The following is a 21,528-nucleotide window of genomic DNA, read 5'->3' as shown; positions in this document are numbered from 1 at the left end:
CCAGAGGTGAGCCGGAGCTGTCTTCGATGCGGGAGGTGCGAGTGCCTGGACGATCACTGCCGAACGGCGCGAGATTCGGTGTGGGTCTGTCCGGAATCCTGCGTCCGGGCCGCCGCAGGATCCGCAATCTGCTGGGTCCGAGCGAAGCCGAGTTGCGCGCCAATCTCGCCGGCGAGGCGAGCGCGGACGCCGCGCTCGCGATACAAGAGGCCGAAGCCGCCGAAGCTGCCGCCGCCCTCGAGGCCGAAGCCTCGCTCGAACCGACCGAACCGGAGGCCGCGCCCGGCGTCGAGGTTCCCGATGTTCCAGGGCTCCCTGCCGAGCCCGCCGTTCCGCGGGATCTCACGGCCGCCGCGTTCTTCGACGTCGACAACACGATGGTGCAGGGCGCGTCGATCATCCATTTCGCGCGCGGTCTCGCCGCCCGCAAGTACCTCAGGACCTCCGACCTGGTCGACTTCGCGTGGAAGCAGGTCAAGTTCCGCATCACCGGCAAGGAGAACAGCGAGGACGTCGCGGAGGGCCGGGAGAAGGCGCTGTCGTTCGTCGCGGGCCGTTCCACCGCCGAACTCGCCCGTCTCGGCGAGGAGATCTACGACGAGGTGATCGCCGACAAGATCTGGGCCGGCACCCGCGCCCTCGCGCAGATGCACCTCGACGCGGGCCAACAGGTGTGGCTCGTGACCGCCACACCCGTCGAACTGGCACAGGTGATCGCCAAGCGCCTCGGCCTGACCGGCGCTCTGGGCACCGTCGCCGAGAGCGAGGACGGCGTGTTCACGGGTCGGCTCGTGGGCGACATCCTGCACGGGCTGGGTAAGGCGCACGCGGTGCGCACGCTCGCGGTACGCGAGGGTCTCAATCTCAAGCGCTGCACCGCGTACTCGGACAGCTACAACGACGTCCCGATGCTGTCGCTGGTGGGCACCGCCGTGGCGGTCAACCCCGACGCCGATCTCCGGGAAGTCGCCAAGCACCGGGGCTGGGCGGTCCGGGATTTCCGCACGGGGCGCAAGGCCGCGAAGGTGGGCATCCCGACGGCGCTGCTGCTCGGCGCGGTCGGTGGGGCGGTGGGCGCGATTCTCAGTCGTCGTCGTGAACACGCCCTGCTGACGGAACTGGCCGCCGACCGCGGAGCGTCGCGGGTTCAGCCCATGAAGACGTTGCGGCGCTGCGCCAGCAGTCGGTAGAGCGTCTGCTGGATGATCTCGCGGACGTGGTCGGTGACCTCGAACAGCACCATCGGGTCGTCGGCCTCGGCCGCGGCGTAGGTGTCGGTGGGAATGGGCGTCCCGAACTCGATGTACCACTTCGACGGCAGCGGCACGAGGCCGAGCGGACCCAGGTGCGGGAACAACGGGGTCACCGGGAAGTACGGCATGTTCAGCAACCTGGCCAGCGGCGCGATGTCACCGATCTTGGGGTAGATCTCCTCGGATCCGACGATGGAGCACGGGATGATCGGTACCCCGGCCCGCATCGCGGCGGAGACGAATCCGCCGCGGCCGAACCGTTGCAGCTTGTACCGCTCGGAGAACGGTTTGCCGATGCCCTTGTAGCCCTCCGGGAACACCGCCGCGACCTCGCCGCCACGCAGTAGCCGCTCGGCGTCGGGATGGCACGCGAGCGTGTGGCCGGCCTTGCGGGCGATGTTGCCGACGACGGGCATCTCGAAGGCCAGGTCGGCCGCGAGCATCCGCAGGGCGCGCTGCTGCGGATGGTGGTCGTGCACGGCGACGGACGTCATGAGCGCGTCGATCGGCACCACCCCGGCGTGGTTGGCGACGACGAGCGCGCCCCCGTGTGCCGGGATGTTCTCGACGCCCCGGGTCTCGACGCGGAACCACTTCTCGAACAGCGGACGCAGCGCGGGGAGGAAGACACCGTCGGCGAAGTGCGGGTCGTACCCGAACTCGTCCACCTCGTAGTCGCCGGCCAGTCGGCGGCGAACGAACCCGGCAGCGCCGGCCACCTGCCCGGCGACTCGGGCGCGTAGGCCGCTCCCGTCCGCGAAGCCGTCGGACGTCCCGGTCGCGCCGTCGTCGGACGTCCCGGCCGCGCCGTCGTCGGACGTCCCGTCCGCGAAGCCGTCGTCGCTGTGGAGGGGGGTCGCCTCGCTGTCGGGCACCGGGCGGGACGAACGTCGATCCGTCGCTCGATCACGTGCAGACCGAACGCGCGCGTCCGCGTGCAACGGAATCACCTTCGCCACCTCGTTCACCATGACCCCCTGCTCGTTCGGATCGCTCTGCTCACTCGACGCGCCGACCGGTCACCCGCCCTGACCACCCGCCCCGACGAGTCCCAACGCCGTCGCCTCGGCGCGGTCCACCCACTCCGGCCGGATCACCGGGGTCAGTCCGGTGCCGCGGACGAAGTCGTCGAGCGCCTGCACCGTCGTCCAGCGCGGTTCGAAGCCGAGTTCGGCGCGCATTCGCGTCGTGTCGAGTCCGCATCCGTAGTGGAAGTAGTCGAGCTGTTCCTTCGTGAAGGACCGCATCTGCGATCCCATCAGGGCGCGTCCGGCACTGCGGAACAGCGAGAACGGCATCGGCACCTCGACGCGCCCGGCCCGGCGCACGGCTTGCGACATCATGACGATCCCGTCCCCGGCGACGTTGAAGGTCCCGGTGGGCCCGGTCACGGTGGCCCGGTGGAGCGCGGCGAGCGCGTCCTCCTCGTGCAGCAGTTGCAGGCGGGCGTCGCGACCGAGGATGCTCGGCACGATCGGGGACGACAGGTAGCGCGCCACCCATCCGTGCCGGTGGGGACCCATGAGGGGCGCGAGCCGCAGGATGGAGACCGCGATGTCGGGACGTCGTCGTCCCAGGGCCCGTGCGTAGCCCTCGATGTCGATGCAGTCCCGCGCCCAGGCTCCGCGCGGTGGGCGCCGCGCGCCCATCTCCTCGGTGAACTTGGCCGGATCGCCAGGGCTGCCTCCGTAGACAGCCGACGCGGACCGCAGCACTACCTTGCGCACGCTGGGCGACTTCTGGCACACCGCGAACAGCTGCATCGCCCCGATGACGTTCATGTCCTTCATCGCCGCCCGACTGCCGGACCGCGGGGCCTGCGCCACGGTCGCCGCGTGCACCACGGTGTCCACCTCGGCGCCCCGGATCACTTTGCCGATCAACGGGTTACGTATGTCGGCCCGCACGAACTCGGCGCGGCCCATCCGTCGCATCATGTCCTTGCTGGGTGAGACGGCGTCCACCGCGACGACACGCTCGATGCCCGGGTCCTGCACCAGCCTCGACACCAGGAAGCCGCCGGGGAACCGGCTCGCGCCGGTCACCAGCACCACCCGAGGCGGCTGCACGCCGCGATCGTCAGGACTCACCGATTCCCCCGTCCATTCGCCCCACCGGGAGCCTAACGAATCCGGGGGGCGAGGCAAGGGTTCCGCGCGAGCCTTTACACCCTGGCAACACGTCGTTCGAACCGGTCCCGAATACACGGATGCCCGCCACCGCGAGGTGACGGGCATCCGTGAGCAAGTTCTTACTTACCGAGCTTCCGACGCTGGACGCGCGTGCGACGGAGCAGCTTGCGGTGCTTCTTCTTGGACATACGCTTGCGGCGCTTCTTGATCACTGAACCCATGGTGGGTGTCCCTCACAGTCTTCTCTAGCGTTCAGCGCACGCCGGTCACGTACGCCTGATGTCTTCCTCTGGCGCTGAGGCCTCGTTGCCACTGGCCGCTTTCACGACCCCAGCGCCTGACGACACCGGCTGGCTGGTACGACGACTCACGATCGTACCGGGGGGAGGGGCTCGGTAAAAACCGAGCCCCATCCTTTCGTCTCCGGCTGGTCAGCCGGCGTCGAAATACGAGGTCTGCAGATAGTCGTGCACGGCCTTGGCATGGACACGAAACGACCTGCCCACGCGGACCGCGGGCAGCTCACCGCTGTGCACCAGTCGGTACACGGTCATCTTCGAGACCCTCATCAGAGCCGCAACCTCGGCGACCGTGAGGAACTGCGTCCCGCCGAGACCGGGCTGCCCTTCCTGCTGTCCCCTGGGGGACCTTTCAGGTTTGTCGATGGATCCCATCTCTTCAATTACCTCCGGCACATGTCGCGCCGCCGGCTTCCCCTCCGGCGGACCAGACACGCACGTGCTGCCCCCGAGCTTAGCGGGACCAGAGGGATTGATGCGACGGGTGTTGCAAACAAGATCGATAATCGCGATCCGAAGTTCGCGATCTACTCGGCTGCGACACCCAACTCGGCCGACCTGTCGCGCGCTGCGGACAGGGCGTCGTAGAAGGCCGTCCGGAATCCGCCCTGCTCGAGTGCACGCACTGCGGCCGCGGTGGTACCGCCCGGCGACGTAACCGCCACCCGTAGATCCGTCGCGCTCTCCCCCGACTCGGCGAGCATCGCCGCCGAACCGACCATCGTCTGCACCACGAGCTCACTCGCCGTCGACCGGCTCAGCCCCAGCGACACTCCGGCATCGATCATGGCCTCGACCGCGAGGAAGAAGTACGCCGGGCCCGAACCGGACACGGCGGTCACCGCGTCGATCTGCGACTCCGGCACCGTCGTGACGGTGCCGACCGCCGCGAGGATGCCGCGAACCAGATCGAGGTGCGCGGGCTTGACGTGACGACCGGGCGCGATTGCGCTGGCGCCCTGCCCGACGAGCATCGGCGTATTCGGCATGACGCGCACAACCGGGAACCCGGCCGGCAGCTTCGACTCGTAGCGGGCCGTCGGGATGCCCGCGGCCAGCGAGACCAGGATCTGCTCCTGCTCACCATCGAGGTCGACCTTCGACAGCGCGGCGAGCACCGAGTCGACGTCGGTGGGCTTGACGGCGACGACGATGACGTCCGCGCCTTCGGCCGCGTCCGCGGGGGTCGTGACCCGGATCGAGTAGGTCGCGGCCAGCTCCTGGGCCCGCGCCTCGTACTGCTCGGCGACAACCAGGTCCCGTGTCGCGTGACCACCCTGCAACAGCCCAGAGACCAGTGCCTCACCGATCTTGCCGCCGCCGATCACCGCAATTCTCGTCATGCGGACAGCTTAGGCACTCCGTGCCTGTGCGCCTCAGGCGCCTATCGCGGGATCATCGCGAGCTGACGGCTCTGCACCACGACCGCACCGGTCGAGTCGAGCACGGTGTGATCCTCCTCGAACCACGTGTCCCCCAGCACCGTCGAGCTCGCCATGACGCGCAGCCAGCCCGGCGCCGGCTGCCGACGCAGATACGTCGTCAACTGGACGGTGGGCGCCCAGCCGAAGATGCCACGGTTCATCGTCACGGGCGCGCAGATGTCGCCGGTCATGATCGCGAACAGCGCCGCGGTGGCCGGGTCCTCCTCGTCGGCCGTCCACGGCCGCGCCCACATCCGTACCTGCGGCTCGCCCTGCTTGCCGCTGAGGAAGTGCGCCGTCGAGCCGTCGACCCTCAGATCGCAGCCCTGGGACACGTGCACGATCTGGGCCATCGGGTGATCTGCGACGAGTGCATGGGCCTCAGCGGGGGGCTCGACGGGAAGTTGCGCGAGGGCCTGCTCCTGCGCGTAGTGCGGTTCGCCCGCGTCGGGTGCGCCGAGGGTGACCGCGGCATGAACGGCCGGCCGGCCGTTCTGGGACAGTTCGACGTCCACGAGCGAGACCTGACGGCCCCGCTTGCGGACGGTCGCGACCACGTCGACGTCGCCCGGGTCCGGCGCCGCCAGATAGTTGGCGCTCACGGCCAGTGCCTGGACGGCCGGATCGACGGGGAGATCCGCCGGCGCGGTCCCGGTCAATTCCCGCCGGGCTGCGGCGGCGCAGATGGCCATCATGCAGCCGCCGTGCACCTTGGGCCCGATGGTCCAGATCGGGTCGATGTGGGCGGTGTACCGGCCGTCACCTCTCGGGATGACGGCGGTGAGGTCCCGGAACGGATGAAGGTTCGGCGGGTTCGAGTGGGCGGGCCGAGTCACAGTTCGTCCTGTCTTTCGGGGGTGGTGAAGTCGTCGAAGCGGCGGCCCGCGAATCGCGCGGCGCCGATGTCCTGGTGGGCGAGCCTGCGCAGCGCCGCCAGGACGGGTTCGTAGATCGCGGTTCCCAGCACCGCGTACTCGATCGCGGATTCGGCCGAGTCGGTGGGCATGAGGTCGAGGTCGATCTCGGCGATCCCCCGAACATGGCGCGCGTAGACCTCGAGCCGTTCGTCGGTCATCGGGATGCCGACGTCCTCGGCGGCGGCGAGCGCCCGTTCCAGTTGCGCGACAACGGGGTACGTCGGGTCGTACACCTGCCCCAGCCGTTCGAGGACGGCGCGGGCGCGCGGGTAGTCGCCGGTGCCGTCCTCCGCATCGGTGGGATACGGCGGCAGCGCGGCGAGTGCCCGGCCGATCGTGTCGAAGACGGTGTCCGCAGGGCGATCGACGAGCCCGACGATCGTGCGGATCTTGCCGAGTGGCAGGCCGACGCCCGCGAGTGCCTTGACGAGCGCGAGGCGTCGCACGTGTTGCTCGCCGTATTCGGCCTGCGTCGCACTACTCGCCACGCCGGGCATGAGCAGTCCCTCGCGCAGGTAGTACTTGACGGTCGCGAGCGGCACCCCGCTGACCGCGACCAGCTCGGACACCCGCACCCGATCCTCCACTCCTTGACACCCGACCCCGCCGGGTCGACTATGGAACTCCAACTGGATAGTTCAACTATCCAATCCGGGTTCGAGCCTACCGCACACCAGGAGCTCCCCATGATGGATCCCGTACTCACGATCGTCGTCGGCATCACCGTGCTCACGGTGGTCGGCATCGCGTCCGGCGGCGCGTTCCTGCTCCGCATCCACACCGGACACCAGGGCGCGAACGCCCTGCAGAAGAGCTTCTTCCGCGCCGGGCACGCCCACGCGGGTGTCCTGGTCACACTCGGCATCCTGCTCGCGACGCTCACCGCGGTCGTCGATGCCAGCCCAGGGTGGGCGGCGGCCGGTGCGATCGCGGTGCTGGTGGCGGCGATCTTCATTCCCGCCGGGTTCTTCCTGTCCGTCCTCGGACAGGATCCGCAGAAGCCGGGGCCGATGGTCGCGTCCATCTGGCTCGGCGCGGTCTGCCTCGTGGCGGGACTGGTGATCTCGGGAATCACGGTGATCAGCGCAGGCGTGGCCGCCCTCTAGACATTCCGCGCTCCAGATATCGAGCGCTCCAGGCATTCAGCACTCCAGGCATTCAGCGCAGATTCTCGCGCGCGAAGCTGAGCGCCTGACCCAGCATGGACGCACGCTCGGTCCGGGTGCGCGCGTTCTGGGTGTTGATCTCCACGACAACCTGTCCGGTGAAACCGCTGTCGACGAGGTGGCGGCACACCTCGACACACGGCTGACCGCCGTGGCCGGGAATGAGGTGCTCGTCGATCGATGCCCCGCGGCCGTCGGCGAGGTGCAGGTGCGAGAGCCCGCTGCCCATCCGGCGTGCCAGATCGAGGGCGTCCATTCCGGCGGTCGCCGTGTGCGAGAGATCGAGCGTGTAGTGCCGGTGCCCGGAGTCGGTGGGGTCGTACGACGGGCTGAACGCGGACAGCGCCGCGCCCGGTCCGCCGCGCTTGCGCAGTCGTTCCGCGCTCTTCTCACGGCCACCGAAGAAGCTGTCCGCCCGCATCGGGAACATGTTCTCGACCGCCACGACGGTGCCCGTCTTCTCGACGAGACTCTCCACCTGGTCGGCGAACCCGTCGGCGTACTTGCGCTGCCAGCGGAACGGCGGATGCACCACCACGTTGGACGCCCCCAGCGCCTCCGCGGCCTCCACCGAGCGATCGAGCTTCGCGATAGGGTCCGCACCCCACACGCGCTGCGAGATCAGCAGACACGGGACGTGGACGGCCTGCACGGGCACCGCGTACTTGCGGACCAGCCGCTTGACGGCAGGGATGTCCTGGCTGATGGACTCGGCCCACACCATCAACTCGATGCCGTCGTAGCCGACCTCGGCCGCGTAGCGGAAGGCCGCCTCGGTGTTCTCCGGGTAGACGGAGGCCGTGGACAGCCCGACGAGGATCTTGGGATCCGACATGCGCGCCCTCCCCACGACTCTTGTCCGCCGGCCGGTCAGCTCGTGCTGAGCAGGAAGGCGAGGGGCCCGAGTGTGACGAACACACCCGCGACGACCGCGATGACCAGGCTCGTGATGTCGTCGGTGCGGCGCAGGATCCGAACCATCGCGACCAGGCCGACGATCACCAGGACCGCGAGGACCAGCGCCACCATCGGCAGCATGTCCCACAGCTTCTCGAAGCCCTTGAACATCAGTGCACCCGCGACGACGGCGACCGCACCCTGCCCCAGCAGGACCGCCCACTGCTTCGCGGCGCTGGATTCCTCGGCACGGTCGTCCGCGTCGTCGAGATTCTCACCGGCGAGGTTCTCAGCGGCGAGGTTGTCGGCGGCGAGATCGGGATCCGCCGCATCGACGTCGTTCGGATGAGAAGGCCGGTCGCTGCCCTGTCGGAGCAGGTCGCCGGCGACCGACTGGCCGGACAGCAACTTCGGTTCGGGCTGCCCGCTGTGCGCGAGGGGCTTCGCCGCGACCGGGGCGAGAACAGCAGTGGCCGCCGACTGCCATCCGGCGGCGGGCTTGCGGTCGTCGGCCGTGCGGTCGTCAGCCTTGAAGGCCTGGGTGATCAGAGTCGGGCTGTCGTCCGACTTCGCAGCCGACTTCTCCTCGGCCTTGTCGGCAGCCTTCTCGGCGGCCTCGGTCTTCTCGACAGCCTCGGTCTTCTCGACGGCCTCGGTCTTCTGGACAGCCGAGAAAGCGGCAGTGGCGGCGGGATCCGGGGCCTGCGTCGGCGCCGCGGTGGCCTTCGGCTCCGGCTCCTCCGGCTCCGACTCCTTCGGCTCCGGCTCCTTCGGCTCCGGCTCCTTCGGTTCGATCTCCTTGGCCTCGGTGGCTACCGCCTTCTCGGCGACCGGGGACTCGGCGACCGGGGTCTCGGCGGCCGGGGACTCGGGCTCCTCCGACGCCTCGGCGCGAGTCGCCCGCTCGGTGCGGACCGCCGGAAACTCACCGGTCAGCTCGGCGACAGAGATGCCGCCCTTGACGCCGCGACGACGTCGGCCGCCGCCACCGGCGCCCACACGCTGGCCGTTGCGGGCCAGCAATTCTGCAACCGAGATTGCTTGGCTGTCGCCTTCGGGCTCAGTCATCGAGCGCTCACCACCAGTTCTCCACCCATATCCGTATCGAGCTTGCGAAGAATCAGACCTTCACGCAGTGCCCACGGGCAAATCTCGAGCGTGTCGATCCCCAGCGCGCGCATGCTGGCCTCCGCAACGAGAGCTCCGGCCACAATCTGTTGGGCGCGGTCGGAGCTCACGCCTTCCAATTCTGCACGGTCCGACGCCGTCATCCGCGAAATGAAGGCGATCAGTTGTCGCAGACCGCTTGCCGTGAGGGTCCGTTTGACGCGCGGACCTGCTCCGGACGGTGCAGCGCCGGTCAGTCGCGCGAGCGAACGGAAGGTCTTGGACGTGCCGACACAGAGGTCCGCGGCGCCCGAGGCGCGCAGCTGCTTCGCCGGGCCGGACAGTTCGGCGTCGAGCCAGTCCCGCAGGACCGCGACACGACGCTTGCCGGGCGGGTCCTCCTGCAGCCAGTCGCGAGTGAGGCGTCCAGCGCCGAGTTGCAGCGAGAACGCGACGTCGGGGTCCTCGTCGCCGCCGCACGTCAGCTCGAGCGAGCCGCCACCGATGTCGAGATTGAGGATGCGCCCGGCGCTCCAGCCGTACCAGCGGCGCACCGCGAGGAAGGTCAGCCGGGCCTCGTCGACGCCGGACAGGACTTCGAGGTTCACACCGGTCTCGGAACGTACCCGGGAGAGGACGGCCTCCGAGTTGGTCGCGTCGCGTACCGCGGACGTCGCGAAGGCCATCAGTTCACCGCACCCGGACGACCTGGCGATACCCGAGAAGTCGTTAACGGTCGCGACCAACCGGTCGGCACCGAACACGGTGATGTCCCCGCGGCCGTCCGTGTTCTCGGCAAGCCGCAGAGCCGCTTTCGTTGAACTCATCGGGGTGGGGTGCCCACCACGATGTGCGTCCACCACGAGAAGGTGAACGGTATTGCTTCCGACGTCGAGTACCCCAAGGCGCACACGGTTACGGTACTGGGTCTACCGTCGGGCACTGTGACAGCAGGCAGCACCGACAGGTCTCACAAGTTGGCTCCCGCGCCCGAAGTCGATATGGATTTCCCCCGCGAGTGGGTGCAGTTCGTCGATCCGGAGAACGCCGAGCACACCATCAAAGCCGACATGACGTGGCTCCTTTCCCGCTGGACCTGCGTGTTCGGCACGCCCGCATGCCAGGGCACGGTAGCCGATCGGCCCGACGACGGCTGCTGCTCGCACGGCGCGTTCCTCTCCGACGAGGAAGACCGCGAGAAGCTCGACAACGCGGTGAGGATGCTCACACCCGACGACTGGCAGTTCATGGAGAAGGGGCTCGGGAAGAAGGGGTACCTCGAGGAGGACGACCTCGAGGACGAGCCGTCGCTGCGCACCCGCAAGTACAAGGGCGCGTGCATCTTCCTCAACCGTCCCGGATTCCCGGGCGGCATCGGCTGCTCGCTGCACCAGATGGCGCTCCGCAAGGGCATCGAACCGCTCGAGGTGAAGCCCGAGGTGTGCTGGCAGTTGCCGATCCGCCGCACGCAGGAATGGGTCGACCGCCCCGACGGCGAACAGATCCTCGAGACCACCATCACCGAGTACGACCGCCGCGGCTGGGGCGAGGGCGGCGAGGATCTGACGTGGTACTGCTCCGGTTCACCGGACGCACACGTCGGCACCCGGCCGGTATGGCAGTCGTACGCGCCGGAACTCACCGAACTGCTGGGCAAGGCCGCGTACGACGAGCTGGCATCGCTGTGCCGGCGGCGCGCAGGGCTGGGCCTCATCGCGGTGCACCCCGCGACCACTGCCGCGCAGGCGAAGGCACAGCAGGACTGACTTCCCCCGCGAGGTCACTCTCCGAGGTCAGTGGGGGGCCGGCGCCGCATCGAGAAGGTCACCCGGGACCGGTCCGATCTCGGCGATCGCGGCCGGTGATGTCGACTCCCAGTCGATGCCGACACGGTCGACACCGAGCACGTCGGCGAACACCGCGGCCACCAGTTGCTCCGCCGGAGTCGACGGCGCGCGGTATTCCACTGCCCGCGAGACGAACTCGGGATCGGGCAGGGCCCGGGTCCGCACGCCGACCGCGATAACCCCGAGCCAACGCCGGACCCGCGAGGGAACGTCGGGGGCCAGGTGCTGGGCGCCCCGGGACCGGTCACTCCTCGAGCTTGTACCCCAGCCCGCGGACGGTCACCAGGTGCGTGGGCTTGCCGGGATCGCCCTCGATCTTGCCGCGCAACCGCTTGACGTGGACGTCGAGCGTCTTGGTGTCGCCCACGTAGTCGGCGCCCCACACCCGGTCGATCAACTGCCCACGGGTGAGCACGCGGCCCGAGTTGCGCAGCAGGTACTCGAGCAGGTCGAACTCCTTGAGCGGCAACGTGACCGGATCGCCGTTCACGTGCACCAGGTGCCGCTCGACGTCCATCCGGACCGGTCCCGCCGCGAGGACACCGTCGTCGGCATCGCCGACCGCATCGCTGTCGGCGCCGCGGCGCAGCACCGCCCGGATTCGGGCGATCAGCTCGCGGGCCGAGTACGGCTTGGTGACGTAGTCGTCCGCACCGAGTTCGAGACCGACCACCTTGTCGATCTCGCTGTCCCGGGCGGTGACCATGATGACCGGCACCGACGACTTCGCGCGCAACTGCTTGCAGACGTCCGTCCCGCTCATGCCGGGCAGCATGACGTCGAGCAGGACGATGTCGGCTCCGGAACGCTCGAACGCTGCCAGCGCGGACGGCCCGTCACCGACGACCGTCGTCTCGAAGCCCTCCTTGCGGAGCAGGAACGCCAGCGGATCGGCCAGCGATTCCTCGTCCTCCACGATCAGCACACTCGTCAACGGTTGGCCTCCAGGCTCGTGGCGGCGGCGCCTCGCGCCGTCGCCTTCTTGTCGATCATTGCCGGTTCACGGGCCTCACCCACCGCATCAGCGGACTCGGGTGGGACATCTTCGAAGTGCGCGGGGATCTGCAACGTGAACGTGGACCCGGTGCCGGGACGGCTCCACAGGTCGATCGATCCGTTGTGGTTGGCGGCGACATGCTTGACGATCGCCAACCCCAGCCCGGTACCGCCCGTCGCACGGGAGCGTGCCTTGTCGACGCGGAAGAACCGCTCGAAGACGCGCTCCTGGTCTTCCTTGGCGATGCCGATGCCTCGGTCGGTGACCGCGATCGCGACGCAGTCGCCGCGCACCGTCCGACTGACCGACACCGGCGTGCCCTTCGGCGAGTACGCGATGGCGTTCTCGACGAGGTTCGACAGCGCCGTCACCAGCAGGGTGCGATCGCCCATCACCTCGAGCCCGCTCGGGGCGTCGGCGTGGACGGTGATGTGTGCGGCCTCGGCGGCCACGGTGGAGCGTCGCAGCGCCTCGGCGACGACGTCGTCGACGTCGACCACCTCGAGGTCGGGCAGCTTCTCGGCGCCCTGCAGACGCGACAGCGCGATCAGTTCGGTGACCATGTTGCCCAGGCGGGCCGACTCGCTGAGGACCCGTTGACCGAAGTAGCGCACCGAGTCCGGATCGTCGGCGGATTCGAGCAGCGCCTCCGCGAGCAGACCCATCGCCCCCACCGGGGTCTTCAGTTCGTGGCTCACGTTCGCCACGAAGTCGCGTCGGGTGGCCTCCATGCGGACCTGCTCGGAATCGTCGTCGGCGAACACCACGACGAAGCGGCGGTCCTCCTCGCTCAGCAGCCGAGCGACGCCGCGTACGGCAATCTTGTCGCGTCCGCGCTGCGGCGTGCGCGCCGTCAGATCCACCTCGACGGGTTCACCGGTCGCGAGCACCTCGGTGGCCGCGACCCACGCCCGGTCGTCGAGCATGCGATTACGGACCAACCCCAGTTCCTCGGCCCGCGGATTGACCAGGACGACGTCGTTGAACTTGTCGACGACGGCGATGCCGCTCTCGGAAGTGAGGACGATCAGGTCGAGCACCTGCGACATCGTCAGACCCGCCTGGGCCTGCTGCCGCTCGGCGTGACGCCTGCTCAACCGGGGAACGACGACCCCACCGACGACGTAACCGACGATCGCGGTCGCGACGGCCAAGATTACGGCCTGAACAACAGTCACACGTGAATCGTACGTTCGTGCGCACGGGGTTCGAAGCCGGGTGTGACCGTTTTCTCGCACGTCACAGGGCCGAGAGCTGGCGTTATCCCCCTGTTCACCGTTTGTTTCCCACCCCCGTCGCGTTTTGCGCACGTATCGCGCCCCGAACGCAGAAAACCCCGCGTTTCGCGCACTTGACGCGGGCCCACAGGGGCCGTTGTCGCGACAAGTGCGCGAAACGCGGGGTGAAGTCCGGACGCAGGGACTACTTGGCGCCCTGGTTCGCGACGGCGGCAGCGCCGGCAGCGGCAGCGGCCGGGTCGAGGTACGTGCCACCCGGATTGAGCGGCTTCAGGTTCTCGTCCAGGTCGTAACGCAGCGGGATGCCGGTCGGGATGTTCAGACCCGCGATGTCCTCGTCGGAGATGCCGTCGAGGTGCTTGACCAGCGCGCGCAGCGAGTTGCCGTGCGCGGTGACCAGGACGGTCTTACCCGCCTTCAGGTCGGCCGCGATGGTCTCGTCCCAGTACGGGATGAGTCGCTCGACGACGTCGAGGAGGCACTCGGTCAGCGGAACCTCGGGCAGGTCGGCGTAGCGCGCGTCCTGATCCTGGCTGTACTCGCTGCCGGCCTCGATCGCGGGCGGCGGGGTGTCGTAGCTACGACGCCACAGCATGAACTGGTCCTCGCCGAACTCGGCCTTCGTCTGCGCCTTGTTCTTGCCCTGCAGAGCACCGTAGTGGCGCTCGTTGAGACGCCAGTCGCGCACGACCGGGATCCAGTGGCGGTCGCACGCGTCGAGCGCGAGGTTCGCGGTGCTGATCGCGCGGCGCAGCAGCGACGTGTAGAGAACGTCGGGGAGCAGATCGTGCTCGGCCAGCAGTTCACCGGCGCGCTTGCCCTCTGCCATGCCCTTGTCGGTGAGGTGCACGTCCACCCATCCGGTGAACAGGTTCAGCGCGTTCCATTCGCTCTCGCCGTGGCGGAGAAGCACAAGCGTTCCGGTACTCATGCCCCTAATCCTGGCATGACCGGCTCGCACGCTCGCGACAGCCGTCCGTCCGAACGCTGCGCCGTCGCCAGGAAAGCCCGACGGTGTGATGCGTCTCCCACCGTTCGATCACCGCCCCGAACTCGTCCCGGAAGGCCCGGGCGTGCGGGGGTGCACGTCGGCTGCGTCCTCTCGTCGGGCGAACATCTCGCCACACCACAAGAGGCGCAACACAAGTGGCGGCAGGCCCCCTCCCGCGGAACGGGAGGCGTCGGAGATCTCGCGAATTGCCCGCGTCGCGACCTCCACGGCACCGACAATGGTGCCGACCCGGCGGAAGGGAAGATGCGATGCACTTCGACACCGATGTTCTGGTGGTGGGCGCGGGCCCGGTAGGCCTGACGTCCGCCCTCGAACTACGCCGACGCGGCATCGACGTCGCGATCGTCGACAGACTCGCCGAACCACCGCAGTACGCGAAGGCCGTCGGCATCCAGCCCCGCACCCTCGAGGTGTGGGACGCGATGGGCGTGCTCCGCCCGGCACTCGACGCGTCGACCCCGATGCGCGGGCAGGTCGTCTACGTCGACGGCACACTCTCGACCAGGCTCGATCTCGCACTCCCCGACGACGTCCCGTTCCGCTTCGTCGCGATGCCGCAGTACGCGACGGAGCGGATACTGGCCGAGGCGTTGACCGAGCGGGGCACCCCGATCCGGCGGGGCGTCGAACTGGTCGGCTTCACACAGAACTCCGACGACGTGACCGCGACACTGCGACACTGCGGCCTCGACTTCACCGTCACCGCCAGGTATCTGGTGGGCTGCGACGGCGCGCACAGCATCGTCAGGAAGGGGCTCGGCGTCTCGTTCGAGGGCGACGCGTTCCCCGAGGAGTACATGCTCGCCGACGTCGAGGTGGACTGGTCGATGCCGGACGGCTACGGCGTCCGGGCCATGCGCACCGAGGACGGGCAGACCACCGACATCATGGTGTGTATCCCGCTGCCGGGTACCGGGCGCTACCGGATCTCGTCGCTGGTCTCTCCCGACCTCGCCACCGCCCCGAAGGATTCCGGAGAGGTGGCGCACGGATTCGAGGCCGGACGCAGGCCCACGCTCGATCACATCCAGGCGGTGCTCGATCGGCTCTCCCCCGAGCCGACGCAGGCCCGGAACCTGCGCTGGTCGTCGGTGTTCCGGATCAGCCACCGCCTCGCGGGTAGCTACTCCGCCGAACGGGTGTTCCTCGCCGGCGACGCCGCGCACATCCATCCACCCACCGGCGCGCAGGGCATGAACACCGGCATCCAGGACGCCTACAACCTCGGCTGGAAGATCGCACTCGCGGTGCAGGGCCGCGCCGCCGACGGTCTGCTCGACAGCTACGACGCCGAACGACGGCCGGTCGGCGAGGAGGTCGTGGGACGCACCGTGCACCATGCGCGGGCGGGAATCGGTGCGGGCGAGACGGATCCGCAGCGGACGATGCTCCGCGAGGCGCAACTGCTGGTGGGCTATCGCGACAGCAGGCTCGTCGACGGTGGACCGGGCGAGCCTGCTCCCGGTGACCGCGCCCCAGATGCACCGGGCCTGCAGCAGGACACCGTCGCGTCGCCGATCCGCGTGCACGACCTGTTGCGGCATCCCGGTCACACCCTGTTGTTGTGGGCGCCGACCACGTCGGACATCCGCCCCCACAGCATGATTGCGGAGTCGATCACCGACCGGTACGGCCCGGTGGTGCGGCCGTACGTGATCACGCCCGACGCCTCGGCCACGGCAGCGGGCACCGTGCTCCGCGACGCGGAGACCCGCTTCGCGAAGGCATACGGACTGGGCGCGGCGCCCGCCGCCGTCACGATCCGTCCGGACGGCTACCTCGGACACCGAAGCGAGTCACCGAGCGTAGATGGACTTGTTCGGCACCTGGATCGGACGCTGCTCCCCCACGGCTGACCCGAGAGGGAGCAACGGCCTCGGGCGGTCAGCCGCGCTCGGCCTCGCTCGCGCGCAGGTCCTTGCGCAGGATCTTGCCCGCCGCGGACTTCGGCACCACCTCGATGAACTCGACGCGTCGCACCTTCTTGTGCGGCGCCACGCGCTCGGCGACGAACGCGATCACCGTGTCCGCGTCGAGGTCGGCGTCGGCCTGCCGGACCACGAATGCCTTGGGCACCTCTTCGCCCTCGTCGTCGAGGACACCGATCACGGCGGCGTCGGCGATGTGCGGGTGCGTGAGCAGCAGCGCCTCGAGTTCGGCCGGCGGCACCTGGTAGCCCTTGTACTTGATGAGTTCCTTGAGACGGTCGACGATCGCGACGACGCCGCTCGCGTCGACCGTCGCGATATCGCCCGTGTGCAGGTAGCCGTCGGCGTCGAGGGTGTCGCGGGTGGCCTGCGCGTTGCCGAGGTAGCCGACCATCACGTTGGGGCCCTTGCACCACAGTTCGCCGGGCGCGCTGACGCCGTCGGCCGGGTACTCGACCTCCTCGCCGGTGGCCGGATCGACGATCTTGCACTCCATGTTCGCGATGGTGGGGCCCACCGAACTCAGGGCGATGTCGTCGCGGTCGAACGGGATGGCATGCGAGACGGGGCTCATCTCGGACATGCCGTAGCCCTGCCGGACGCGGCACGACAACCGGTTCGCGACGGCCTTGCCGAGTTCCTCGTCGAGCGGCGCGGCGCCCGAGAAGATCGTGTGCACGCTCGACAGGTCGTACTGGTCGACGAGGGGATGCTTCGCGAGCGCGACCGCGACGGGCGGCGCAACGAAGATGTAGGTGCACTTCTCCTCGGCGACGATCCGCAGGAACTCCACGAGGTCGAACCGCGGCATCGTGACGAGGCTCGCGCGCTCGTACAGGGCTGCGTTGAGCAACACCGTCATGCCGTAGATGTGGAAGAACGGCAGTACCGCGAGGATCTTGTCGTCCGCGCTGATGCCCATCTGCGGATCGATCTGACACACGTTGGCCACCAGGTTGCGGTGCGTGAGCATGACGCCCTTGGGCCGTCCCGTCGTCCCTGACGAGTACGGCAACACCGCCAGGTGCGTCGCCGGATCGAACGACACCCGCGGCGCCGGCGCACCCTGTGTGAGCAGGTCCCGCAGCGACGAGTGACCGTCGGCGCCGTCGAGCACGATCAGGTGGTCGTCGTCGATCCCGACGGCCGTCGCCGCCTCCTTCGCCTGCGGCAGCAGCGGCGAGACCGTGATCAGGAACGACGCGTGCGAGTCGGTGAGCTGCTTGGCGATGTCGTCCGCGGTGTACAGCGCGTTGATCGTGGTCGCCGTGCCGCCCGCCCGCAGGATCCCGTGGAACACCGCCGCGAAGGCGGGAACGTTGGGCGAGTGCAGCCCCACGACGTCGCCGACACGCAGACCTCGGGCAGCGAGGGCGCCGGCGACGGCCTCGATCTGCCCGACGAGCGTCCGATAGTCGGTGACCGCGCCGCTGGCGCCGTCGATCATCGCCGGGCGGTCGAGGTCCGCGCCGTCGATCGAGCCGAACAGGAAGTCGAACACGCTCAGGTCGGGGATCTCGACGTCGGGGAAGGGACTGCGGAAGCTCATGGCTCTCCTTCGGGTGGCAACCGGGCGGGGCAGACTTACCGTTACGCAGAGAAACATATACGCCTGTGATGCCTGTCACAAGTGCCCCGACTTTACCCCCGAAACGGACGAAGAGACCCTTCGTGCGCTCGTAGCGCTCGAAGGGTCCCTTCAGCCGTGCCCCCGGAGGGGATCAGCGTCGAATCAGAGGTGTCGAAATCAGAGGTGTCGAAATCAGAGGTACTGACCGCACACGGGCCATGCACCGCGGCCCTGACCGGCCAGGACATTCTCGGCGACGCGGATCTGCTCCTCGCGGGAGTTCTGATGCGCCGAGCCCGAGCCACCGAAGGAGCTCCAGGTGCTCTGCGTGAACTGCAGGCCGCCGTAGAAGCCGTTGCCGGTGTTCGCGGCCCAGTTGCCGCTGCTCTCGCACTGCGCGACGGCGTCCCAGTCGCCGGACGCGGCGTTGGCGGTGCCGACGCTCATCGCGAACGGGGCGGCGACGAGGGCTGCGGTGGCGGCGACGGTACCGATGGTGCGCTTGATGTTGAACTTAGCCATGGGGGGGTGGATCCTCTCCGTATTGCGGGCGAGGCGGCCTGCGGACGAAATGACATCGATCCGGGCTCTGAGTTGGGCCTCGCTTCTGCCCCTCGAAGGTCTTGCTGGTCCGATCCCGCGGGGCAGAGCCGGCGGCGGCGGGTCGGAGTCTTGCTCTCTTACGGTGTTACCTGCTCGAGTTCGTTCGTCTCGTGCTGGTTACAACCGTAGGCACCGATCACGGAAAGGTCACGGGTCGATTTTGTGAGACGCCCGTACGAAAAAAGAGCCTTGAACTGGCTGAAGTCGCAGCTCAGGCGCAAGGAATCCACGGGAACTACCCGCGTCGTTGCATAGCTGTTATGTGACTCAGGTCATAGAAGATTCGTGAACGGGGTCACGAAATCTCGGTCGGATAACGGCCGGACGCGACGTGAAACGTCAGTGATTCCCCGGATCGACAGCCCAACCGGGCCCACTCGCAGTCTCTTCGGCCCCCTCGACGAGGTGTTTGAACGGCTCCAGGTTCGCGAGCGATTCACCCCGCGATACTCGCCAGGCCCACTCGCGCCTGATGGACGACGCGAATCCCAGCTCGAGCAGCATGTTGAAGTCGCCGTCCGCGGCCTCGAGGATCGAACCCAACACGCGGTCCAGTTCCGCACCGGTCACCGCGTACCCCGAAATGCGGCCGACGAGATAGATGTCGCCGACCTTGTCGATCGTGTAGTACGCCCCGTACAACCGGCGATTGCGGCGCAGCAGGTACTTGTAGACGCCCTCGAAGTTCTCGTCGGGCTTGCGGCACACGAACGCCTCGACCCGGACGCCGTGGTTGCCGACCGTCAGCAGCGTCGTCGTCTTGAGCTTGTGCTCGCCGGGCAGTTCCACGACGAACTGGTTCTCGCCCTGACGGGTGTAGTCGAGTTCGCGCTCCGTCAGCGCCGCGTCGATGACCCCCGCGACGACGTCCGCCGTCGGTTCTTGTTCGCTCACGCCCGCACTCCGCTCGTCCGACGCAACTTCCACAATCCTCGCGGCCTACGTTGCCAGAGTTCCCCGCCTTCGGCTCGGTGGTACATCGCGGTCGCGGACCGATAGCTCGCGAGCAGCGCGTCCGCGGTGTGCTCCCACGAGAAGTTCTCGGCGTGCCGCGGCGCTCGCGCGGCCAGCTCGTCCAGGCGGTCCGGCACGGCGACAAGCGATTCCAGCGCCGTCGCCCAGTCGTCGATCCGGTGCCCCTGCACGAGGAGACCGGTCTGCCCGTCCCGCACAGCCACACCCAGCCCGCCGACATCCGCGGCGATGACCGGCGTTCCGCACGCCTGCGCCTCGATCGCGACCAGGCCGAAGGACTCCGAATAGCTGGGCACCGCAACGAGATCCGATGCACGGTAGACGTCGGCGAGCTTCTCGGGCGGCTGCGGAGGCAGGAACGTCACGCGCGCGGTGATCCCCAGCGCGCCGGCCAGTTCGATCAGGGAGTCCGGCCGCTCGAGGCCCGTACCGGAGGGGCCGCCCACGACGAGGACGCGCAGCGGCAGGTCAGGGCGTCGCGCGGCCACCTCGGCCGCTGCGCGCAGCAGCACGTCGGGCGCCTTGAGCGGCTGGATCCGTCCGACGAACGTCACGATCGTCTCGGACGGGTCGAGCCCCAGCGCCGTGCGGGCCGCGAGACGATCGCCGGGCCGGTAGCGCGACAGGTCGGCACCCGGCGCGACGATGTCGACCTTGTCGGCCGACGCGCCGTAGATCGCGGTGAGCTGCGCGGCCTCGTCCGCAGTGTTGGCGGTCAGCCGGTCGGCCTCCGCGACAACCTGCTGCTCACCGATCTGCCGGGCCGCAGGTTCGGGGGTGTCGCCCTCCGCGAGCGAGGCATTCTTCACCGCCGCCAGGGTGTGCGCGGTGTGCACCAGGGGAACGCCCCACCGGTCGCGGGCCAGCCAGCCGACCTGCCCGGACAACCAGTAGTGCGAGTGGACCAGGTCGTAGTAGCCGGGCTCGTGCCGCACCTCCTCGCGCAGCACCCCCGCGGCGAACGCGCACAACTGCGTGGGCAACTCATGCTTGTCGAGCCCCTCGTACGGGCCCGCCGCGACGTTGCGGACGTGAACACCCGGCGCCGCGTCCTGCACCGCCGGAGCGGCCGACGACGTCGCGCGCGTGAAGATGTCGACCTCGACGCCCCGCCTCGCGAGTTGGATCGCGGTCTGCAGCACGTACACGTTCATTCCACCCGCGTCGCCGGTGCCCGGCTGAGCCAGCGGCGACGTGTGTACGGAGAGAACGGCGACCCGTCGGGGCGTCGCGTTGTGCTTGGGTGTCACGCGTCCATACTGCCCTGTCGCTGTGTCATGGGGTAATTACGCCTGCAGTGTTCTCGCCGACCGGGACGCCCCCGTCGACGTCCACCAGGAAGGCACCGACCTCGGCGACGAACCGCGCCGGATCCTCGATGAACGCGCCGTGCCCGCCGCCTTCCCAATACGACGCCGTCGCGCGCGGGATCAACGCCGCAGCGTGCTCACCGGCGGAGACGTCGACGACGGTGTCGGCGGTGCCGTGCAGCACCAGGGCCGGGACGTCGAGGCTGCGCAGCAGGTCGTCGTGGCCGACGGCCCGCCGGAAGAGCGCCGACCGGACCCGCGGCGGCGTGGCGAGGCTGGCCCCGAACAGCGCCTGCGACCACGCACCCTTACCTGCGTCGTCGCCGATCGGACCGGTCAGGGCGGTTTCGAAGCTACCCAGCGCCCGGACGGCGACGTCGGGGTCCTCGGCCATCGCGGCGGGGATTGCAGCCTTCATCGCCGAGCCGACCGCGCCGCCGGCCTCGCCGCGGCCGATGCTCGTGATCGCACCCACGAACACCACCCCGTCGACGGCGCCGGTTCCGTGCGCGGCGAGGTAGTCGCAGATCACGAGTCCGCCGTACGACCAGCCCAGTAGCACCGCGCCCGAGGAGATCCGCTCGGCGGTCAAAACCGCGTCGACGTCCGATGCCCAGTTCGCGGAGTCGTCGTAGCCCGCGGCCGGGACGTCCGAGTAGCCGTGCCCACGTAGATCGACGGCGATCACCCGGTACTGCGCGGACAGGGCGCCCAGGACGTCGTCGCCCCAACACCGCGACGACTGGGCCCAGCCGTGGATCAGGACGAGCGGTCGGGCATCCGGGTTACCGAACGTTCGATAGACGAGGGTGGTGCCGTCGGCACCGACTGCTTCACGGATGGCCATGCGGCC

The 21,528-nt window shown here is 68.9% G+C and carries 23 protein-coding genes; 4 read left to right on the top strand and 19 right to left on the bottom strand.

Going from position 1 to position 21,528, the window contains the following annotated elements; genetic code table 11:
• Nucleotides 1-41: 41 nt before the first annotated feature.
• Nucleotides 42-1,190 (top strand): HAD-IB family hydrolase, encoded by a 1,149-nt coding sequence (locus C8K36_RS01270; RefSeq protein WP_107982650.1) that lies wholly within the window; start codon nt 42-44, stop codon nt 1,188-1,190.
• On the opposite strand, the gene C8K36_RS01265 is transcribed toward C8K36_RS01270, so the two are convergent.
• The 7 genes from C8K36_RS01265 to C8K36_RS01235 all read right to left on the bottom strand — a co-directional run bounded on the left by C8K36_RS01265 (nt 1,148) and on the right by C8K36_RS01235 (nt 6,600).
• Nucleotides 1,148-2,221: a lysophospholipid acyltransferase family protein gene (locus C8K36_RS01265; RefSeq protein WP_107983677.1), complete on the bottom strand. Its 1,074-nt coding sequence runs from the start codon at nt 2,219-2,221 to the stop codon at nt 1,148-1,150. The two genes, C8K36_RS01270 and C8K36_RS01265, sit on opposite strands and share 43 nt — an antisense overlap.
• A 51-nt stretch (nt 2,222-2,272) precedes the next feature.
• The gene (locus C8K36_RS01260) at nt 2,273-3,343 is read right to left on the bottom strand and encodes an NAD-dependent epimerase/dehydratase family protein (RefSeq protein ID WP_181319313.1); all 1,071 of its coding nucleotides are present in this window, start codon (nt 3,341-3,343) and stop codon (nt 2,273-2,275) included.
• Between the two features lie 161 nt (nt 3,344-3,504).
• Nucleotides 3,505-3,606, bottom strand: a complete 102-nt coding sequence (locus tag C8K36_RS01255; protein ID WP_003402602.1) for a 30S ribosomal protein bS22 — start codon at nt 3,604-3,606, stop codon at nt 3,505-3,507.
• A 210-nt stretch (nt 3,607-3,816) separates the two neighbouring features.
• Nucleotides 3,817-4,059: a helix-turn-helix domain-containing protein gene (locus C8K36_RS01250; protein WP_107983676.1), complete on the bottom strand. Its 243-nt coding sequence runs from the start codon at nt 4,057-4,059 to the stop codon at nt 3,817-3,819.
• Nucleotides 4,060-4,211: 152 nt separating this feature from the next.
• On the bottom strand, nt 4,212-5,027 hold the full coding sequence (gene proC, locus C8K36_RS01245; protein WP_107982648.1) for a pyrroline-5-carboxylate reductase: 816 nt from the start codon (nt 5,025-5,027) through the stop codon (nt 4,212-4,214).
• Nucleotides 5,028-5,068: 41 nt separating this feature from the next.
• Nucleotides 5,069-5,944: a thioesterase family protein gene (locus C8K36_RS01240; RefSeq protein ID WP_258194546.1), complete on the bottom strand. Its 876-nt coding sequence runs from the start codon at nt 5,942-5,944 to the stop codon at nt 5,069-5,071.
• The gene (locus C8K36_RS01235) at nt 5,941-6,600 is read right to left on the bottom strand and encodes a MerR family transcriptional regulator (RefSeq protein ID WP_107983674.1); all 660 of its coding nucleotides are present in this window, start codon (nt 6,598-6,600) and stop codon (nt 5,941-5,943) included. The genes C8K36_RS01240 and C8K36_RS01235 overlap by 4 nt, the downstream gene beginning before the upstream one ends.
• 114 nt (nt 6,601-6,714) lie before the next feature.
• Here C8K36_RS01235 and C8K36_RS01230 point away from each other — a divergent pair, with 114 nt between their 5' ends.
• On the top strand, nt 6,715-7,131 hold the full coding sequence (locus tag C8K36_RS01230; RefSeq protein WP_181319431.1) for a hypothetical protein: 417 nt from the start codon (nt 6,715-6,717) through the stop codon (nt 7,129-7,131).
• A 52-nt stretch (nt 7,132-7,183) separates the two neighbouring features.
• Here the strand turns inward: C8K36_RS01230 and C8K36_RS01225 are convergent, their stop codons facing one another.
• From C8K36_RS01225 to C8K36_RS01215, 3 genes are read right to left on the bottom strand one after another with little or no spacing between them, the layout of a single operon-like run.
• Nucleotides 7,184-8,026 (bottom strand): sugar phosphate isomerase/epimerase family protein, encoded by an 843-nt coding sequence (locus C8K36_RS01225; protein WP_107982646.1) that lies wholly within the window; start codon nt 8,024-8,026, stop codon nt 7,184-7,186.
• 35 nt (nt 8,027-8,061) lie between these two features.
• Nucleotides 8,062-9,156, bottom strand: a complete 1,095-nt coding sequence (locus C8K36_RS01220) for a hypothetical protein (protein WP_107982645.1) — start codon at nt 9,154-9,156, stop codon at nt 8,062-8,064.
• Complete coding sequence (locus tag C8K36_RS01215) at nt 9,153-10,106, bottom strand: Ppx/GppA phosphatase family protein (RefSeq protein WP_107982644.1); 954 nt, start codon at nt 10,104-10,106, stop codon at nt 9,153-9,155. The genes C8K36_RS01220 and C8K36_RS01215 overlap by 4 nt, the downstream gene beginning before the upstream one ends.
• A 66-nt stretch (nt 10,107-10,172) precedes the next feature.
• On the opposite strand from C8K36_RS01215, the gene C8K36_RS01210 reads away from it, so the two are divergent.
• Nucleotides 10,173-10,961, top strand: coding sequence for a hypothetical protein (locus C8K36_RS01210; protein WP_107982643.1), 789 nt, complete (start codon nt 10,173-10,175; stop codon nt 10,959-10,961).
• A gap of 27 nt (nt 10,962-10,988) precedes the next feature.
• On the opposite strand, the gene C8K36_RS01205 is transcribed toward C8K36_RS01210, so the two are convergent.
• The 4 genes from C8K36_RS01205 to C8K36_RS01190 all read right to left on the bottom strand — a co-directional run bounded on the left by C8K36_RS01205 (nt 10,989) and on the right by C8K36_RS01190 (nt 14,217).
• A complete protein-coding gene (locus C8K36_RS01205) occupies nt 10,989-11,207 on the bottom strand; it encodes a hypothetical protein (RefSeq protein WP_107982642.1) in 219 nt (72 codons plus the stop codon).
• A 79-nt stretch (nt 11,208-11,286) separates the two neighbouring features.
• The gene (locus C8K36_RS01200; RefSeq protein WP_107982641.1) at nt 11,287-11,976 is read right to left on the bottom strand and encodes a response regulator transcription factor; all 690 of its coding nucleotides are present in this window, start codon (nt 11,974-11,976) and stop codon (nt 11,287-11,289) included.
• Nucleotides 11,973-13,217 (bottom strand): ATP-binding protein, encoded by a 1,245-nt coding sequence (locus tag C8K36_RS01195; protein ID WP_107982640.1) that lies wholly within the window; start codon nt 13,215-13,217, stop codon nt 11,973-11,975. Before C8K36_RS01195 ends, C8K36_RS01200 begins: the two co-directional genes overlap by 4 nt.
• A gap of 244 nt (nt 13,218-13,461) precedes the next feature.
• A complete protein-coding gene (locus tag C8K36_RS01190) occupies nt 13,462-14,217 on the bottom strand; it encodes a phosphoglyceromutase (protein WP_181319430.1) in 756 nt (251 codons plus the stop codon).
• Nucleotides 14,218-14,537: 320 nt separating this feature from the next.
• On the opposite strand from C8K36_RS01190, the gene C8K36_RS01185 reads away from it, so the two are divergent.
• A complete protein-coding gene (locus C8K36_RS01185) occupies nt 14,538-16,145 on the top strand; it encodes an FAD-dependent oxidoreductase (RefSeq protein ID WP_107982638.1) in 1,608 nt (535 codons plus the stop codon).
• Between the two features lie 28 nt (nt 16,146-16,173).
• Here C8K36_RS01185 and C8K36_RS01180 read toward each other — a convergent pair whose 3' ends face one another.
• The 5 genes from C8K36_RS01180 to C8K36_RS01160 all read right to left on the bottom strand — a co-directional run bounded on the left by C8K36_RS01180 (nt 16,174) and on the right by C8K36_RS01160 (nt 21,522).
• Complete coding sequence (locus C8K36_RS01180; protein ID WP_107982637.1) at nt 16,174-17,766, bottom strand: AMP-binding protein; 1,593 nt, start codon at nt 17,764-17,766, stop codon at nt 16,174-16,176.
• Nucleotides 17,767-17,979: 213 nt separating this feature from the next.
• Nucleotides 17,980-18,309: a transglycosylase family protein gene (locus C8K36_RS01175; protein WP_107982636.1), complete on the bottom strand. Its 330-nt coding sequence runs from the start codon at nt 18,307-18,309 to the stop codon at nt 17,980-17,982.
• A 420-nt stretch (nt 18,310-18,729) separates the two neighbouring features.
• Nucleotides 18,730-19,284 (bottom strand): YbjN domain-containing protein, encoded by a 555-nt coding sequence (locus tag C8K36_RS01170; protein WP_107982635.1) that lies wholly within the window; start codon nt 19,282-19,284, stop codon nt 18,730-18,732.
• On the bottom strand, nt 19,281-20,615 hold the full coding sequence (gene mshA, locus C8K36_RS01165; RefSeq protein ID WP_107982634.1) for a D-inositol-3-phosphate glycosyltransferase: 1,335 nt from the start codon (nt 20,613-20,615) through the stop codon (nt 19,281-19,283). Before mshA ends, C8K36_RS01170 begins: the two co-directional genes overlap by 4 nt.
• 25 nt (nt 20,616-20,640) lie before the next feature.
• Nucleotides 20,641-21,522, bottom strand: a complete 882-nt coding sequence (locus C8K36_RS01160; RefSeq protein WP_107982633.1) for an alpha/beta fold hydrolase — start codon at nt 21,520-21,522, stop codon at nt 20,641-20,643.
• Between the last annotated feature and the right edge of the window lie 6 nt (nt 21,523-21,528).

Origin of the sequence: Rhodococcus sp. OK519 (assembly GCF_003051005.1) — a bacterium.
Lineage (GTDB): Bacteria > Actinomycetota > Actinomycetes > Mycobacteriales > Mycobacteriaceae > Prescottella.
The sequence above is the reverse complement of the archived record's forward strand: the minus strand, read 5'-3'. Positions and strand labels throughout refer to the sequence as shown.